Annotated in this window: 16 protein-coding genes and 2 tRNA genes; 8 read left to right on the top strand and 10 right to left on the bottom strand. The window is 53.8% G+C overall.

Annotated elements, in window-relative coordinates; translation table 11 throughout:
• Positions 1-82: 82 nt before the first annotated feature.
• Complete coding sequence (locus SCD_RS06470; RefSeq protein ID WP_009205914.1) at positions 83-952, bottom strand: hypothetical protein; 870 nt, start codon at positions 950-952, stop codon at positions 83-85.
• 701 nt (positions 953-1,653) lie between these two features.
• Between SCD_RS06470 and SCD_RS06465 the strand changes: the two genes are divergently transcribed.
• The 6 genes from SCD_RS06465 (at position 1,654) to SCD_RS06445 (ending at position 6,433) form a co-directional block, all read left to right on the top strand.
• Positions 1,654-1,926, top strand: coding sequence for a YlcI/YnfO family protein (locus SCD_RS06465; protein ID WP_009205915.1), 273 nt, complete (start codon positions 1,654-1,656; stop codon positions 1,924-1,926).
• Positions 1,923-2,222, top strand: coding sequence for a type II toxin-antitoxin system RelE/ParE family toxin (locus SCD_RS06460; RefSeq protein ID WP_009205916.1), 300 nt, complete (start codon positions 1,923-1,925; stop codon positions 2,220-2,222). Before SCD_RS06465 ends, SCD_RS06460 begins: the two co-directional genes overlap by 4 nt.
• A gap of 274 nt (positions 2,223-2,496) precedes the next feature.
• Positions 2,497-3,780 (top strand): tetratricopeptide repeat protein, encoded by a 1,284-nt coding sequence (locus SCD_RS06455; protein ID WP_041673362.1) that lies wholly within the window; start codon positions 2,497-2,499, stop codon positions 3,778-3,780.
• 314 nt (positions 3,781-4,094) lie between these two features.
• Positions 4,095-4,463 carry a hypothetical protein gene (locus SCD_RS16375; protein ID WP_009205918.1) on the top strand — a complete coding sequence of 123 codons (369 nt, stop codon included), beginning with the start codon at positions 4,095-4,097 and terminating at the stop codon, positions 4,461-4,463.
• 7 nt (positions 4,464-4,470) lie between these two features.
• On the top strand, positions 4,471-5,292 hold the full coding sequence (locus SCD_RS06450; protein WP_041673361.1) for a choice-of-anchor K domain-containing protein: 822 nt from the start codon (positions 4,471-4,473) through the stop codon (positions 5,290-5,292).
• Positions 5,293-5,440: 148 nt separating this feature from the next.
• Complete coding sequence (locus tag SCD_RS06445; RefSeq protein WP_084607457.1) at positions 5,441-6,433, top strand: tetratricopeptide repeat protein; 993 nt, start codon at positions 5,441-5,443, stop codon at positions 6,431-6,433.
• Positions 6,434-6,539: 106 nt separating this feature from the next.
• On the opposite strand, the gene prsR is transcribed toward SCD_RS06445, so the two are convergent.
• From prsR to SCD_RS06405, 8 genes are all read right to left on the bottom strand, one after another.
• Positions 6,540-7,892, bottom strand: a complete 1,353-nt coding sequence (gene prsR, locus SCD_RS06440; protein WP_009205921.1) for a PEP-CTERM-box response regulator transcription factor — start codon at positions 7,890-7,892, stop codon at positions 6,540-6,542.
• An 18-nt stretch (positions 7,893-7,910) separates the two neighbouring features.
• The gene (prsK, locus tag SCD_RS06435; RefSeq protein ID WP_009205922.1) at positions 7,911-10,025 is read right to left on the bottom strand and encodes an XrtA/PEP-CTERM system histidine kinase PrsK; all 2,115 of its coding nucleotides are present in this window, start codon (positions 10,023-10,025) and stop codon (positions 7,911-7,913) included.
• Between the two features lie 359 nt (positions 10,026-10,384).
• Positions 10,385-10,458 (bottom strand) — tRNA-Cys (locus SCD_RS06430).
• 71 nt (positions 10,459-10,529) lie between these two features.
• Positions 10,530-10,605 (bottom strand) — tRNA-Gly (locus SCD_RS06425).
• A gap of 56 nt (positions 10,606-10,661) precedes the next feature.
• Entirely contained in the window at positions 10,662-11,234 is a 573-nt protein-coding gene (gene pgsA, locus SCD_RS06420) for a CDP-diacylglycerol--glycerol-3-phosphate 3-phosphatidyltransferase (protein ID WP_009205923.1), read from the bottom strand.
• Positions 11,234-12,976, bottom strand: coding sequence for an excinuclease ABC subunit UvrC (gene uvrC / locus SCD_RS06415; RefSeq protein WP_009205924.1), 1,743 nt, complete (start codon positions 12,974-12,976; stop codon positions 11,234-11,236). The genes pgsA and uvrC overlap by 1 nt, the downstream gene beginning before the upstream one ends.
• Before the next feature lie 78 nt (positions 12,977-13,054).
• Entirely contained in the window at positions 13,055-13,240 is a 186-nt protein-coding gene (locus SCD_RS06410) for a tautomerase family protein (protein ID WP_009205925.1), read from the bottom strand.
• Between the two features lies 1 nt (position 13,241).
• Positions 13,242-13,892, bottom strand: a complete 651-nt coding sequence (locus SCD_RS06405) for a uracil-DNA glycosylase (RefSeq protein WP_041673358.1) — start codon at positions 13,890-13,892, stop codon at positions 13,242-13,244.
• Positions 13,893-14,012: 120 nt separating this feature from the next.
• On the opposite strand from SCD_RS06405, the gene moaA reads away from it, so the two are divergent.
• Complete coding sequence (gene moaA, locus SCD_RS06400) at positions 14,013-14,999, top strand: GTP 3',8-cyclase MoaA (protein WP_009205927.1); 987 nt, start codon at positions 14,013-14,015, stop codon at positions 14,997-14,999.
• Positions 15,000-15,005: 6 nt separating this feature from the next.
• Positions 15,006-15,515, top strand: a complete 510-nt coding sequence (locus SCD_RS06395) for an opioid growth factor receptor-related protein (protein WP_009205928.1) — start codon at positions 15,006-15,008, stop codon at positions 15,513-15,515.
• On the opposite strand, the gene SCD_RS06390 is transcribed toward SCD_RS06395, so the two are convergent.
• Positions 15,505-16,500: a glucokinase gene (locus SCD_RS06390; RefSeq protein WP_009205929.1), complete on the bottom strand. Its 996-nt coding sequence runs from the start codon at positions 16,498-16,500 to the stop codon at positions 15,505-15,507. The two genes, SCD_RS06395 and SCD_RS06390, sit on opposite strands and share 11 nt — an antisense overlap.
• Positions 16,501-16,564 lie beyond the last annotated feature (64 nt).

The following is a 16,564-nucleotide window of genomic DNA, read 5'->3' as shown; positions in this document are numbered from 1 at the left end:
GCCCCATCACTCTCGCTCATTCACTCGCGAAACTTTCAACCCCCACCCTGGCCCTGCCAAGGGGAGGGAATGTTGAAATCTTTTACTCAGCACCCGCCACCGTCTTCAGGGTAGACCTGATAGCACCCGGGGTAGCCATAATCTTGCCGAAGCTGGTCATTTTCAGCGCCGGATAGGACAGGGCGATACGATAGCGGCCAAAGAATCCCATGATCTTGTCACCGACAACAAAAATTTCGTAAGGTAAAGCAGCAATGTGCTCGGCACCGTCGATTTTGTTGACCCATACGCCCTCACCCGTTTTTGGGTCGTTCATGGCGACGCCGAATACGGCGATTTTCTTGTCGGCCATCACAACTTCATAAACCTTGGCGGTGCTGCCAGCGCCCTTGGCAAGGTTGGCATGAACGATTTCAACTGCTTTTTCGAAGCTGCCTGCGGTTGCCAGGTCGCGGTTGTCCTCGAAGTATTCCATGCCGAACATATAATGATATTTGGCCAGACCGTCGGCTTTCACATCGCCGCCGAACGCTGCGCCGGCGCCGATAGCGGTTTTCAGGCGAGCTTCCAGGCCTTTCACCGCGGCCTCGTTGGCGTCGTAATTGCTGCGGAAGTAGGCACGGTACCAATATTCCGGGTTCATGTAGGAAACGGTACCGTCGGCCTTGACGCCTACGCGGATGCCGGCGCCGACGATGGTATCGCCACCAATCTTGGCTATGGTATCCAGGATGGCCTTATCGGTGACGATGACCACGCCATTACCCGCAATACCTTGGGGTTGATATTTGCCAACCACGGTAAAGCCACCTGCCTGCAATTTTTTCTCGACCTGGGCCATGACGGCATTGACGTCACCCGCGGTTACGCTGTCTGCCTTGATATAAGGCGTAAGCGCCAATGCAAACGGTGCCCAGGCCAGCATTGCAAACGCCATCAGAACTTTTTTCATCCAGGTATTCAATTTGTGTCTCCCCCAGTTTTTAGTTTAATTAAATGCTCTTGAACCATTGCTACACTACTACAAACGAACCTGACAGGCCGCTTAAATCCATCGCCACAGTTAAATCACAAAATTTATAAGCAAGGTTTGTTCCCGTGCCACTTGTTTCATATTTTTCAATGATTATACGGAAAATGATGTTGATATCCAGCCATGAATATGTAAAGTTTATCGACAAATTTCACTCAATAACCATGACTATTACAGGTATAAAGAAAATCAAAAAACATCAATTATTCTTATAAGGAAATGATAACTCAGGAGTACTTAAATTCGCTACATATTGGCATGTCTTAAAAAGTCACTCGTTAAATTTCTCGACAAAGACCAGAAAGCCGATTTATTTCTGATTGGGAGTTAATTCAGCTGGGTGAACCTTGTTCAACCGGGGTACTTAAATAAAGGTTTGGCCTTTGCGAGTCCGGCGTTTTTAAATCGCCCTCTTTCCCTCTTTGTTAAAGGGGGAGGAAGATGGCGTCACCTTGGGTAATTCACGGGTTTATCGGCGCCTTCGAGGCGCTCACCTAAATTAAGCCCCAGGCTTTGCCGTAGTAATTCAGTGAGGTAAACCCCCAGTGCGACGACGTTATTTGCCATCATGACTGGAACGAGATACACTGAATCGCAAATGCAACGCAAAGGAATTTGTCATGAAAAATGCTACGATCCCATCACTTCGCGTCGAGCCTGAACTGCGGCTGGCTGCCGAAAGTGTTTTGCAGAATGGCGAGAGCCTGTCGAGCTTTGTAGAGCAATCTATACGAGCCAGCATTGAACGTCGACTGGCTCAACAGGCCTTCATTGCCCGCGGCTTGGCTTCACGTGACGAAGCGCAAAGAACCGGCGAATACTTCGCTGCCGAGGATGTCCTGCGCGAGCTGGACGACATGCGTGCCCATGCAGAGGCCAAGGCCAGTACGTGAGCTATCGAGTTCGCTACACCAAGGCTGCGAGGGAGGATTTGCGGCGGCTATATGGCTTCATTCTGGAGAGTGACCGGCAGGCCGCAGGTCGAGCACGTGATGCAATTGGCAAAAGCATCGAGCTGTTAAGAGACTTCCCTTTTACATGCCGCAAAGCCATTCCCGACAACCCGTTTCTGCGTGAACTGCTGATTCCCTTCGGCTCAGCTGGATATGTCGCCCTGTTCGAGATCGACGACAATGAGACAGTGACCATCCTGGCAGTTCGCCACCAACGAGAAGACGATTATCACTAGCTCGTATGTTTCATAAATTCGTGCGATGATCGCGCTGAATTATTGGGTGAGCACCTCAAAGGCGCCGATAAACCCGTGAACCGCCCAAGGTGACGCCATCTTCCTCCCCCTTTAACAAAGGGAGAATGAGGGGATTTGAAAACGCAGCCAAGCTCAATATAATTGTCGAAAATCTTTACATCATAAAAAAATAAAACCGTAGTATGATCACGCGAAATTCACCTGTCGCGCAGCCTAATTTTAAAAAGAAAGAAACACCTTGAAGGCTAATATCATGCAAAAACCAAAAATAATGCTACTGCTTTGTGTCGGACTCGCGACGATGGCAGGCGGGTCTGTTTCCTTTGCCGCAGAGGGCGACAAGGAGAAAGTGGACCATCTTTTTAAGGAAGGCTTGTACCAGCGGGAGCAAGGCCACCTGTTTGCCGCCATCGAATCTTTGCAGACAATCCTGAACCTGCGCCCCGAACTTGATCGGGTTCGCCTTGAACTGGCTCTCACCTATTACAAGGCACTGAATTACGAAGCGGCTAAAGAACAAGCCGAAGCCGTTCTCCGCAAACCGGACCTCCCGGATAACGTCAGACTTTCCGTTCTGACTTTCCTGGCACAACTCAAGGGCGATCAAGAGGCCTTATTAAAACGTAAAGTCTGGGAATATTCTCTTTCCGCTGGCCTCATGCACGACTCCAATGTAAACGCGGGGCCTTCGGGCGCGATCGCGCAAGCCACCAACCTTTCACCCTCGGAGGCTGCACGCGCCGACACGGCAGCGACCCTATCCGCCGGCATCAGCCACACCTACCAGTCGCCAACGCCCGTCAAGATTGGCGAATCGGCCGCTCGTTTTCTCTGGCAGAGCCGCGCAAATTTCTACGCGAAAGAGAATTTCAGCGAACACGCTTCTAACCTGGAAGTTATCACATTGAGCACCGGACCAGCCTGGTTTGCACTCAACAAGTGGCGGGCCAATGTCAACGTCAGCCTCGACCACTACCAGTATGGGAGCGCACCTCTTGCACGATATGTCTCCATTCTCCCCAGCGTTACCTGGCAACTGGGTAACAGCGAACTCACGTGGGATTTGCTCGCGCAAAAACGGGAATTCGCACGTAGCGGCGACATCGGGAAAGATAGCAATTACACCGCCATGGGCGCCTATTTAGGGCACGTCTATCATGACAACAAAGTCGCGGCGCAAGCCGGAATACGGTTTTTCCATGAAGCCGCAGACCGGAACTATTACAGCAACGACGGCACGGAGTTTTTTGTCGGAGCGAGCGCTGTAACCTGGGAAAACGGCTCTGTGTATGGCCGATACATTCAGCGCGACACGAAATGGGATGCCCTGAACCCGAACGTGCCACTACTTACTCAGAACCAAAAGGACACTCTCAAAACTTATGAACTGGGATTTCACCATGATTTCAAGGAAGAAATGTTGAAAGACTGGCGGATCACAGGTAGCTTTACTGCTTATCGGAATGATTCGAACATCTCCTACTACAACTACGATCGAGATATGACAAGCCTAACCTTGAGCCGCACCTTCGATTAAGAAAAGCGCACTGCCGCCAAGTCAGCACTTCAATAAAGCAGCACTGCTTGATTCAGCCCGTTCCTCCCGAAATTCTCGTCGAAGGGTGAACGGGCTTCGACAATCTCAGCCATAAGTCACTTGAATAAAACGACGTAAATTTGTCGAAAAACTTTACACTTCTTGCCCATCCCCTTCTATTTGCACCAGAAACTTTCACGCAACACTTTGATATTATTAATATGTACACCATGTGGCATGTTTAGTGCTTTGTACATTACTAATAGTTAACAATTTCAGATTTTGCACAGAACATAACCGAGAAAGAAAAAATCGTGAACACCAAAAGATACACCATTTCACTCAGCATGGTGCTCGCTCTGGGAGTTTCCACGGGAGCACAGGCAGATAAAAGCGAATGGTTCGATGTCATTTCCTATGGGAATACGACCATTGCGCAGGATTCGCCGGAAGATTTTGGCCCATGGAAGATGATGGTACAGCCTGCCGCAGGTCCGGCGCCTCTTGCCTTGGCAACGATGGATTTCCCCGTTCCAATCCCACCGACACCAACACCCATACCGGTGACACCCTATATTACTTTTGAGGTGTTGACGGCAACCAATGTTGTTGCTCCGCCATCTCCGCCCCCACTAGTGATCGCACCACTACCTCCGCCACCTTTGACGGGGCTGGCGCGGTAACAGCCAAATGCAGCCAAACAAGCAAGAAAATGAGATCAGGGTCGACACTCCCCCAAAACGGGGCGTAAAAATTTATTTGGAGCACACCATGTCAAACCACCTTAACTTTACACCAATCTTCAAAGGGCTTCGGCTAATTACCGGACTGGCATCTCTCGCTCTGCTAGTATTTTCAGGGATGGCCCATGCAGCGTATACATTCCAGAATGCCAGCGGAACATGGACGCAAACGGACTATTCTTACTCTGATCCTCAGTACATTACATCCGTCACAAATAGCAATTATTCTGCCGTTTACTGGGGGGCTCCACTTACTACCAGCGGCCAAAAAAGTCTTGTTTTTCAGAACAATGCCAATACTGCGCCTGTTACTCCAGGCTCAGCTTTTGCGATTGGCTGGCTAACCCATGCCAATAACGCAATTGCCGGCGTAACCAATATCGCCAACGTAAGCCTGAGCCTGCAGCTTTCGCTGGCAGGGTACTCCGCAGTTAATTTTAATTACAACTTCGGCATTGCCCAGGGTCCCGGCACCAACGACATTCAAACATCTTACAAGGACACGCTTACATTTAGTCCAGTTGGCAGTACACAATTCTTCCTTGGCGAACAAGCGTACTCGTTTGAACTTCTTGGTTTTTATAAAGCAAGCGATAACAATACCTACTCGACCTTGATCGTTCCAGATACCTTGACTGCGAGCCAAATACCGCTTTATGCAAGAATTACTGCTGTTCCAACCCCTGTACCCGTACCTGCAGCACTCTGGCTGCTTGGCTCAGGTTTGCTCGGTCTGGCTGGATTCGCCAGGAGGCAGCGCGCCGCGTAATAACAATAACAGTGTTTCACTTGTTCCAACCCCGCCGCAGAGCGGGGTTTTTCATTCCAGCCTGCAACACATCCGGACAGAATGTGCATATTTCAGCCGCAACGCCTTATAATCGACCTAGTACCCGCATAAACACGGTCAACAGAAAATGATGCCTAACACTAACCAATCAATCGTTGAACTCTCCAAGCGCGGGTACGATCTGCTACGCAAAAGAATGTTCTGGGAAGCCGAGAAGCATTTTCGTGACGCGCTTGCGCTCGACAATCACAACAAGTATGTGCTGGTTGGCCTGGGCAATCTTTACTCTGCGCTCAGAAAATTTGCGGACGCAATCAGCTATTACGACAAAGCGCTGGCACAGGACCCAGTCAACAAATTCGCCCTGAGAGGAATAGGGGACGCCTATCGCGGGCAGGAACATCCGGAGAAGGCCATTCCTTACTGGCTGCGCTATCTTGAGGGTAGCCGCGGTGACGCACAGGTAATGGCGCGTCTGGCGGATTCCTACATGAAGTTGAACAACACGGTCGAGGCGGAAATTTATTGCAACAAGGCGCTACAGCATGGTGCCCAGGACAAGGCAGCACTGCTGGGTGTGGGGTTGCTGTATTACAAGATCGGGGAAAATACCAAAGCCCTGTCCTGCTTCGAGCAGCTGCTTTCCCTTGATGCCTCGCACCTTAAAGCGTTACTGATGGCGGGCGAACTTCATCAGCAGTTGGCGAACTACGCGCAGGCAGCGCGTTATTTCAAATCCGCGCTCGACATCGACCCTGAGAATCCAGTCGCTTTATACGGTCTGGCCAATTGCTCGCGCGGCCAGGAAGATCACACCGAAGGGAGTTTGTGGTGGGCCAAGGCACTGGAAAAGGACCCCGACAACCAGCGCATCAATACCCGTGCCGGCGATGCACTGTTCAATACGGGTAACATTGAGGAAGCACAGCACCATTTCCAGCGCAGTCTGCAAGTCGGATTCGATCCCTATGCGCTACTTGGCCTTGCCAGAATCCATCGCAGTCGCAACAACCTTGAGGAAGCAAAAACATGCTGCCAGAAAGTCCTGGAACGAATTCCAGACCATCCGCGCGCGCTGGATGAACTGGCTAAAATCAGCAATACACCGGGCAGTGAATAGTGGGTTGAATCACCTCAGCATTAATATGTGGTTAGTAACACAAAGCCACCCATAATCCTGCGAGCCATCCCAGATGGCATCAACCTTTACCCCCACATTAATGCCATTAACCTTGCTTCAGCCCATGACGGTTCATCAGGTCATACAGGGTGGGACGACTGACGCCCAGCAATTCAGCTGCTTTGACAATATTGCCATCCGCACTCGCCATCACCTTAACCAACGCCTTGTATTCAGCCTCTTCACGCACTTGGCGCAGGTTGATTGGGGCACCTAGGTCACTCGGCAACCCAAGATCCTCCGCAGTAATCTGGGTGGCATCCGCCATGATGACGGCGCGCTTGACGCAGTTTTCCATTTCCCGCACGTTGCCTGGCCAATCATAGTTGGCTATCGCGACCAGCGCCTCCGTGCTGAAAGTCATAGCGGTTCGCCCATTCTGGGTGCTGAATTTGTTTTTGAAATGATGCGCCAGCATCGTGGGATCACCCATCCGATCCCGTAACGGGGGAATCATGACCACAATCTCACTCAAGCGATAATAGAGGTCTTCCCGGAAACGCCCCATCTCGATCAGTTCCTTCAGCTTCTGGTGCGTCGCACAGACGATGCGGACATCCACGGGAATCTCTGTGCGCCCGCCCACTCTTTCTATCACCCTTTCCTGCAGGAAACGCAAAAGTTTCGCCTGCAATGGCATAGGCAAGTCACCCACTTCATCAAGGAAGAATGTACCTCCGTCGGCGCACTCGATTTTCCCCAAAGTCTGCTTGGCGGCCCCGGTAAAGGCGCCTTTTTCGTAGCCAAACAACTCGCTTTCCAGGAGGTGCTCGGGGATCGCTGCACAGTTAATTGCCATCAGGCGTTTCTCGTGCCGCGTACTCAATTGGTGCAGGGCTTTCACCAGCACTTCCTTGCCCGTACCGCTCTCGCCCAACATCATGACCGTGGCATTCGATGGCGCCACTTTCTCCACGTTGCGGCATACCTTGGCCATGCCGGGATCCCTGCTGATAATGCCAGACAGGGGGGACTCAACGGTGGATTGATGCATCCGATGGTTGTCCTGCTGCAGAGCGTGCAGGTAGAAGGCCCTTTTGATAATCAGGCCCAGCATCTCGGGATCAAAAGGTTTTTGATTGAAATCATAAGCACCCATGCTGATAGCCTTCACCGCATTGGTATGATCATGCTGGCCGGTGAGGACGATCACCTTGGTTTCCGGCGCGAGCACCAGTATCTGTTCGAGGGTGGCAAAGCCCTCCGAGGCGCCATCGGGATCAGGAGGAAGCCCCAGGTCCATGGTGACCACCGCCGGCTCATGACGCCGAATCAGCGCCAGCGCGCTTTCTCGGTCCCCTGCCACCAACACTTCATACGCATCAAAGCTCCAGCGCAACTGTTTCTGCAGGCCAGGATCATCTTCGACAATAAGCAGCTTTTTTTTATCTTCGCTCACCGGTTACCTCTTGAGTCGCTATGCGGGTTGTGCAACAGTCTGATCCTGGAAATGGAGCGGCAGGATCACGCGAAAAGTGGTGCCGTTTGACGGCTGACTGGCGACCTCAAGCTGGCCTTCCAGTTCGCGTACATACTCACGGATTTCAAATACGCCTATCCCCATGCCCGCCGCCTTGGTGGAGTCAAAAGGCTTGAACAATCGCTCCCGGATGAACTCCTCGCTCATGCCATGCCCGGTATCTTTGACCTCGATGATCGCGGTGTCTTCTTGCCTGGACAAACGAACCAGCACCTGTCCGTCTTTGGGGGTGGCTTCGATGGCATTCTGGATGAGATGCCCGATCACCCGCTCGAGGCGTGTCCAGTTAGCATGGACCTCCAGAGTGCCATCCAGTATTTCGAGAGCTGGCTTCGGCTTGGAAGCAGAGTGAGCCACTACGGCATGCTGCAACAACTTGTCCATGGGAAGTGAGGTGTGTTCCTCATTCATGGGCTCGCCGCTTCTCAATTTCAGGGAGCACTCGTTTATCTTCTCAAGGAGCCCCGTCATTTTATTAACGGAATGTTCCAGCGTCTCGACCATATCTTTCTGGAATTCCGGTTTGCTCTTGTGTGCATCGGCATTGGAAAGCAGCAGCGCCAGTTGGGTTACCAGGTTTTTAAGATCATGCACCACAAAGGTGGACATGCGATTGAAAGAGGCAAACTGACGCGCCACCAACAGTGAATTATCCGCTTCCTGCTGCGCGAGATGGCTTGCAGCCTGGCAGCCGGCGATCTTGAGCAGATCGTTAACCTCCCAGTTCAACTTGATTCTGCTCCTGGGCTGGGCCAGCACCACAAAGCCAAACAGTCTCCCGTAATGAATCAGCGGAATCACCAGACTCGCCTTGGGAATGGCGTTCAACCATTGAGGAATGACCAGCTTGGCATATCTTTCCGGGTGAAGAGAATAATCCTGCAAATCGATCACCCAATGCTTGCTCTCGAGAAAATGGCAAAAGGCGCTGTTCAGCGGCTCGGCCCCGCTGGCCATGGGCATGTTCCAGTGCACGAGGAATTCGCAGTTGCCGGATTCCTTGCTGACCCATAGGGCTCCGCCGGGGCTTTCCACCAAATCCGCGACGGCCTGGATGGTCCGTTCGCCCAATCCATGCCGGCCATCGGAGAGTGTACGGGTAAAACGTAGCCACTCCTCCCGATAGTCATAGTTGTAGCTAAAGAAATGTTTGCTGATGAAAACCCTGAGCCAGGAACGCAACCTTCTGGAAAACCACACCAGAAATAGCAGAACCAATGCGCCGAAAAAAAAGGCTACCTGCAGAACCGTTCCCCAGTTTCCGCCAAAGTTGCGAATGTAGTAACCCGTTGCGGCCATGGCCAGCAAATACACGCCGGCGCCAAATAATGCGGTGGAACTCAGAATGACCTGGCGGGATATGGAAAGGTTCAGCGACCAGTTCGGGTCTCGCGTTGCGGAGATGGCCACGAGAGGAACGACAAGCACATTGACAACCCCCCGTGCATTCCAGAGACCGACGTCCACTCGTCCGAACACCATGGCTTCACTGTACAGGTAGAAATCGTAGGCAAATGCACCGCCGACCCCAAGGCATAGAAACACGATCCCCCAGCGCTCATTGGGGGGAGCATTCCTGTAGATCTGTTCCACCAGAGCGATGCCGATGATCGCCATCATGACTCGCCCGACAATGCCGGTCAGAAAGCCCATTGTCCCCAGGGGAAATCCTGAAACCGCATAGAAATTGTAATAGGAATAGACCAGGCCGAGAAGGAGAAAGAGATAGAAACCGGCAAGAATTACCGTGACCGGTCTCACACTCATGAAGGATCGACCTTCGACTTGGCGGAAAGGACCCAGCAGGGTCAGCAGGAAAAAAGTCCAGATTCCATTACGCAGAACTTCCAGGAGATCCGAGCCGAGCGTGGACTGGTATCCATGAGCGGCATAGTAGGCAACCGCGCCCGACCAAAGCGCAGAAGTCAGGCAGGCAAGCGCCAGCAATTTCCCCGGCGTACGGCCGCGCCAGCTGGTCAGCGATAGCCCAAACAGGACCAGATATGCCAAAGCGGCCGCGGTATAGCTGATTACGCTGATGCTAGTCAACATGGGTAGAAGGTAGTCCGCAATTTAAACAGGATATTTATATAAATTCCGCGACGTCCGGTTCTTAAAGCTGGAGTAGAAACAATGTCGGCTGAGTCTCATTGTTCCAGAATCTGGAGTCCTGCTTACTGCCTGCTGAAAAGGATATTCTCGATACCAATATCTTCATTTCAATGACATTAACCCGAAGGATTATAAAACTAATTTTGTAGCAGTGCGACCCTTGTTTTGACGATGCATCAAAAAGGACTGAACTCCGCATCGGCAATATTGCCGGAATGAAGAACTAGCGGGTGAAATCACTGAAATGGCAATAATACTCCGCCGAAATCTTGACGGAAGCTTGTCGCGGAGGAATTTGATGGAGGCGGGGGTCGGAATCGAACCGGCGTAGACGGCTTTGCAGGCCGCTGCATAACCACTTTGCTACCCCGCCGTTGGAACAGAAGCGCACAAAAAATGTGCTAGGCAACTAAAAAGGGAAAGCTAACGCTTTCCCTCTGAATCTGGAGCGGGAAAAGAGACTCGAACTCTCGACCCCAACCTTGGCAAGGTTGTGCTCTACCAACTGAGCTATTCCCGCAATTAAGAAGCCGCCATTTTAATGACTTTGGAGCCAATGTCAAGATAGAGCGCCATTCACTTTTCTTCAAGCACCTGCGGTGCGGCTTGTTTTAGATAATAAACCATTGACCATAAAGTCAAAATCGCCGCAATATAAATCAACCAAGTTCCCCAAACATGGGTGTCGATTACCTGAAATACCGGGTCGTGATACAGAAGCAGCAGTATCGCCACCATTTGCGCGGTAGTTTTAAGCTTGCCGATGAATGAAACCGCCACGCTTTTACCCTGACCGATCCCTGCCATCCATTCACGCAATGCGGAGATGGTGATTTCCCGACCAACGATAACCAGCGCGATCAGGGCCGGCACGCGATCGAATTTCACCAGGATGATCAAGGCCGCCGCCACCATCAGCTTGTCCGCCACAGGATCAAGAAAAGCGCCGAAAGCAGTGGTTTGCTTCAGCACCCGGGCCAGATAACCGTCGAGCCAGTCGGTCACTGCCGCCACGGCAAAAATCAATGTCGCGGTAAGGTTGACCCACTGCGGCTGCAGCCAAGTGGCCGGCAGGTAGAATACAGCCGCAAACACCGGTATCAGCAGAATACGCAGCCAAGTCAGTAAGTTTGGAATATTCAGTGGCACTAGTGAAGTCCCTGGTAAATTTTTTCCGCCAGCATCTGGCTAATCCCCTCAACCTGGGCCAATTCATCAACACTGGCGGCTTGCACGCCCTTCAAGCCGCCGAAACGTGCCAGCAATTTCTGCCGCCGTTTTGCTCCCACCCCGCCAATATCCTCCAGTGAAGAATGCAGGCGAGCCTTGCCGCGCCGCGCCCGGTGTCCGGTGATGGCGAAGCGATGCGCCTCGTCGCGGATTTGCTGGATCAAATGCAGCCCGATATGATCAGCAGGTAATTGTAGCGCCTTTTCGCCGTCCGGAAAAATCAACTGCTCCAGACCCACCTTGCGCTCCGCCCCCTTCGCCACGCCGATCAGGCGGACATCGCTCAACCCCACCTCGGCCATCACCTCCTCGGCCACTCCCAGTTGCCCCTTGCCTCCGTCGATCAGAATCAGATCAGGCATGCACCCCTCGCCTGCCGCAATCTTGCGGTAGCGGCGCGTCAGTGCGTCACGCATGGCGGCATAATCATCTCCCGGCGTGATGCCGCTAATGTTGTAGCGCCGGTACTCGCCATTCTGCATGGCATAGTTGTCGTACACCACGCAGGACGCCACCGTCGCCTCCCCCATGGTATGACTGATATCAAAGCACTCGATCCGCTTAGTTCCCTCCGGAATATCCAGCGCCTGGATCAGCGCCTGCAATCGTGCCTCCTGAGTAGATTGCTGGCTGAGCCGCTGCGTGATCGCGATCCGCGCGTTTTCCAACGCCATCCTCAACCACACTCGTCGCTCACCAATAGGGGTGGCGCTGATCTGAACCTTTCGTTTTGCCTGCTCTGTCAGCAGCGCCGCCAGCATGGCGTCATCCAGCTTTTCACTGACGATGATCAAAGGCGGCACGGAGCGACCGATGTAGTGTTGCGCCAGAAAGGCGTCCAGCGCGGTGACCGCATCACACTCATCGGCATTCTTGGGAAAGAAACTTTTATCGCCCAAATGCCTGCCTCCCCGGATCATCACCAGATTGACGCAAACCACACCTTCCGTTGCGGCGCAGGCAACCACGTCCGCGTCCAGTCCGCTCTCGCCACTGACGAACTGCTTTTCCTGGATCGTGCGCAAGGCCATGACCTGGTCGCGCAACACCGCCGCCACCTCGTAGCGCTGCGCCTCCGCCGCCGCCTGCATGGCCGCTTCCAGGCGTTCCAGCACCTGCTGCTCCTTGCCTTCCAGGAATAACTCGGCCTCCATCACATCCTGATGATAGCCTTCACCCCCAATCAGGCCGACGCAGGGTGCGGTGCAGCGCTTGATCTGGTATAGCAGGCAAGGACGGGTTCGGTTGTTGAAAACGCTGTCCTCGCAGGTGCGCAGCCGGAACACTTTCTGCAACAGCTGCATGCTCTCCCGGACCGCGCCGGCATTGGGGAACGGCCCGAAATACCGATTCTTCTTGTCAGGCGTGCCGCGAAAATAGCCCAGCCTCGGGAAGTTGTGGCCACTCAACATGATGTAGGGATAGGATTTGTCATCGCGGAACAGAACATTGTAGCGGGGTGCCAGCGCCTTGATCAGGTTGTTTTCCAGCAGCAGCGCCTCGCCTTCGGTGCGCGTGACGGTGGTTTCGATCTGGGCGATCTGCGACACCATCAGTCCGGTGCGCGGTGCCAGTGTGGTTTTCTGAAAGTAAGAGGAAACCCGTTTCTTGAGATCGCGCGCTTTGCCGACGTAAATCACCTCTCCACCCGCATTGAACATGCGGTACACCCCCGGAAGATGGGGCAGGTTAACGAGGAAAGGCCCAGGATCGAACAAATCAGTCAGCGTCGAACAAGGTCAGTTATTGTCGAGCAGTTCGCCCGCAAACGCCCAGTTTTCGTAGGGCATCTCATCGAAGGAAATAACTGTATAAGACCGGGGTTTGTTGGCAATGCGCTCCAAGGTGTCGGTGACCTCCTCGGCGATCTTCTGTTTCTGCTCGCGAGTCAGCGACCCGGCGATGCGGATATTGACGTAGGGCATGTCAGCTCCTTGGCAAGTTGTTGCGGATATTGGCGAACACGGACTCGAACATTTCCGCGGTAAGTCGTCTGGTCTGAGTATTATAGCGACTGCAATGATAGCTGTCGTACAGGGTCATTCCACGGGGAAGCGCATGCACCGCACCATGGCCGAAGGAAAAATCCTTGAGTTTGAGCTCCAGCGCGCGCAGCACCGCCTGATGCGCGATCGTGCCCAGCGCGAGTATCGCAGCACTATCTCCAAGACCCGCGATTTCCCCACATAAATAGCCGTTGCACTGCCTGATTTCGGCAGGCTCCGGCTTGTTTAGCGGCGGCAGGCATTTGACTGCATTGGTGATGCGACAGTCGATCAATTCCAGTCCATCCTCCACGCTGACCGAAGCCGGTGCGCTGGCGAAACCATACTTATGCAGCGTCCGGTACAGCAATATACCCGCGAAATCCCCGGTAAACGGCCGGCCGGTGCGGTTGGCCCCGTGCATACCCGGTGCCAGGCCGACGATCAGCAATTGCGGATCTACTACTCCAAAAGGCGGCACTGGCCTGGCGTGGTATTCAGGATGATCGCTGCGCACCTGCTCCAGAAACCCTGCCAATCTCGGACATTTAATGCAGTTAGTTGAAAAGCCTGAATTATTTGTTATTTCCATTGCCTGTTTTCACTTTTTTATTATAATTTCTAGGGAATACCCTATTCACCTATTGCGCCGCGTTAAAAATAGGATAAGGATATCGTTTCGAATAGTGTTTGTAATCTTCAAAAACCCCTCATGACCAACGAACCTATCTTGCAAGACCGTTTCGGCAGACGCGTCGAGTATCTGCGCCTGTCGGTCACCGACCGCTGCGATCTGCGCTGCACCTATTGTATCCCGGAAGGCTTCAAGGGTTTCGGAGAGCCCGAACACTGGCTCAGCTTTGACGAAATTGAACGTGTGATCGGTGCCTTTGCCCGCCTCGGCGTCAGCAAAATCCGGCTGACCGGCGGAGAACCCCTGACGCGCCGCAACCTGCCTGTTCTGGCACTCCGTCTGAGCGCCCTCGATGGCGTCAAGGATCTCTCTCTCAGCACCAACGCCACCCAGCTTGCCAAGCATGCGGTAGAACTCAAGAAAGCGAAAATATCCCGCCTCAATGTCAGCCTGGACTCCCTCGATCCGGAACGCTTCAGCCAGATCGTGCGGCGAGACTGTCTCGATCAGGTCCTGGCAGGATTGATGGCCGCTAAGGAAGCCGGCTTTGCCCCGATCAAGATCAACATGGTCGTCATGGCTGGAGTGAACGACGACGAAATCGACGACATGGTGGCGTTCTGCATCCAGCACGACTTCACCCTGCGCATGATCGAAACCATGCCGATGGGTGAAACCGGCAGGAACGCGCAATACCTTGACCTTCAGCCCGTCAAGGCGCGCTTGCAGCAGCGCTTTGGACTGATCGACGGCGTGATGGCCGGCGGCGGCCCGGCACGCTACCTGAAATCCCCGGATGGTGCATTCACCGTCGGCTTCATCACCCCGATGTCGCAGCATTTCTGCGATACCTGCAACCGTGTCCGATTATCCGTCGATGGCACCCTGTACATGTGCCTGGGCCAGGACGAAAGCCTGGCGTTGCGCCCCCTGCTGCGTGCCGGCGCGACTGACGACGAGCTGGCTGACGCTATCCGTGCCGCCATCGAACTCAAGCCGCAGCGCCACGAATTCCGCGAGAAACCGGGGCAGGTGGTTCGCTTCATGTCACTGACCGGCGGCTAAGAGACTGTGCCACACCCACTGGCCGACTTCCATCTCGGCATCGCGCCGGACGATCACGGCAGAACATTCGACGCCATTCTGGCGCACGACGACGAATGGCTGGAATACACTCACAACTTCATCCAGTGGCTGTTCCCGCTGACCAGCATCAGCGGTGCCAACCCCACCGCACCCACGCTGGATGCTGCACAGATCGCCGAATTCTGCAGTAACCCGACACTTCGAAAACAGCTGTTGCGCGCTTTTGATCGCATGCTGGGTTTTTACGGCCTGGATAGAACGCCAGACAGCATTACCAAGGCGCCTAACTGGGAACAGCGCAAATCGCTCTGGTTTACCCATCCCAGCCACAACCATCTGCGTATTACCCGGATACTCAAGTGCCTGAACACGCTGGCGCTGGAGCAGGAAGCGCGGCTACTTTACAACAACTTGATCACATTGAAAGAAACCGAACCGGACTGTGGCATCCCTGGCACGACGTTCACCCACTGGGCAGCCGCCGTTACCCCATAATCCTCTCTGCCACCCGCGCCGCGCCCATCAGGCCCACCTTGGGGTTGAGCACGACATGGACGGGAATATCCCCCAGCAGTCCGGCAAAGCGTCCCTTATCGGCAAAAGCACGCAGAAATGTGCCATCCTCCAGCTTACCCATGATCTGCGGTGCGATGCCGCCGGCAATGTACACGCCGCCGTGCGCCAGCACCTTGAGCGCCAGATTGCCGGCTTCCGCACCGTAGATGCGTGCGAACAGGTCGAGCGCCGCCACGGCCAGATCATCCTTGCCGCCCATGGCGCAGTCTGAAATCGCCGCCGCTGGATCGCCGGCCTTCATCGCCGCCTGCAGTTCCACCGTGGCCTGCTGTCCCCGACTGTCCCGCAAGAACTCGAAGATATTCACCAGACCAGGGCCTGACACTAGCCTTTCGTAGGAAACATGGCCGAAACGCGCAGCAAGATAGAGCAGCAACTCGATTTGCAGCGCATCGACCGGTGCGAAATCGGCATGGCTGCCCTCTGATGGAAAAGCTTCATAATACCCCTCCTGCCAGACCATGAAACCTTCACCCAAGCCGGTACCGGCGCCGATGACCGCGCGCACACCAGATGCATGCGGCGCACCGGCTTGAAGTGTCGCCAGATCCTGGCATTCCAGAGCCTCGATACCGTAAGCCACGGCCTGAAAATCGTTGATCAGTCGAACCTGTGGGATTTTAAATTCCATAGCGATCGACGCTTCATCGATCTGCCATGGCAGGTTGGTAATGTTCGACTTCCCGCCTTCCACCGGGCCGGCCACGCCAAAACAGGCTGCAGCAAGGGGGAGAGAAGGAAAATCACTCAGGAGCCCGGCGATAATCTGGTTCAGGCTGGCGTATGAAGCGCTGTCGAAGCGCCTCTCGGCAAGCACGCCGCCCCCGGACTCAAAAATCTGAAGCAACGTCTTGGTGCCACCGATGTCACCGGCGAGCAAAGTTTTCTTGATAGAAGTATTCATGACCGGAATAATAAACTACTCTGCATGATAATGCCGTTTTCACGGCATCAACACATCGAAGCGA

Source organism: Sulfuricella denitrificans skB26, assembly GCF_000297055.2.
GTDB classification, from domain to species: Bacteria; Pseudomonadota; Gammaproteobacteria; order Burkholderiales; family Sulfuricellaceae; genus Sulfuricella; species Sulfuricella denitrificans.
The sequence above is the reverse complement of the archived record's forward strand: the minus strand, read 5'-3'. Positions and strand labels throughout refer to the sequence as shown.

What these genes read in the sequence shown, in the direction of transcription:
- SCD_RS06470 (WP_009205914.1), bottom strand. Translation starts at nt 952, where the DNA reads ATGAAAAAAGTTCTGATGGCGTTTGCAATGCTGGCCTGGGCACCGTTT.
- SCD_RS06465 (WP_009205915.1), top strand. Translation starts at nt 1,654, where the DNA reads ATGAAAAATGCTACGATCCCATCACTTCGCGTCGAGCCTGAACTGCGG.
- SCD_RS06455 (WP_041673362.1), top strand. Translation starts at nt 2,497, where the DNA reads ATGCAAAAACCAAAAATAATGCTACTGCTTTGTGTCGGACTCGCGACG.
- SCD_RS06450 (WP_041673361.1), top strand. Translation starts at nt 4,471, where the DNA reads ATGCAGCCAAACAAGCAAGAAAATGAGATCAGGGTCGACACTCCCCCA.
- SCD_RS06445 (WP_084607457.1), top strand. Translation starts at nt 5,441, where the DNA reads ATGATGCCTAACACTAACCAATCAATCGTTGAACTCTCCAAGCGCGGG.
- prsK (WP_009205922.1), bottom strand. Translation starts at nt 10,025, where the DNA reads ATGTTGACTAGCATCAGCGTAATCAGCTATACCGCGGCCGCTTTGGCA.
- uvrC (WP_009205924.1), bottom strand. Translation starts at nt 12,976, where the DNA reads ATGTTCAATGCGGGTGGAGAGGTGATTTACGTCGGCAAAGCGCGCGAT.
- SCD_RS06410 (WP_009205925.1), bottom strand. Translation starts at nt 13,240, where the DNA reads ATGCCCTACGTCAATATCCGCATCGCCGGGTCGCTGACTCGCGAGCAG.
- SCD_RS06405 (WP_041673358.1), bottom strand. Translation starts at nt 13,892, where the DNA reads ATGGAAATAACAAATAATTCAGGCTTTTCAACTAACTGCATTAAATGT.
- moaA (WP_009205927.1), top strand. Translation starts at nt 14,013, where the DNA reads ATGACCAACGAACCTATCTTGCAAGACCGTTTCGGCAGACGCGTCGAG.
- SCD_RS06390 (WP_009205929.1), bottom strand. Translation starts at nt 16,500, where the DNA reads ATGAATACTTCTATCAAGAAAACTTTGCTCGCCGGTGACATCGGTGGC.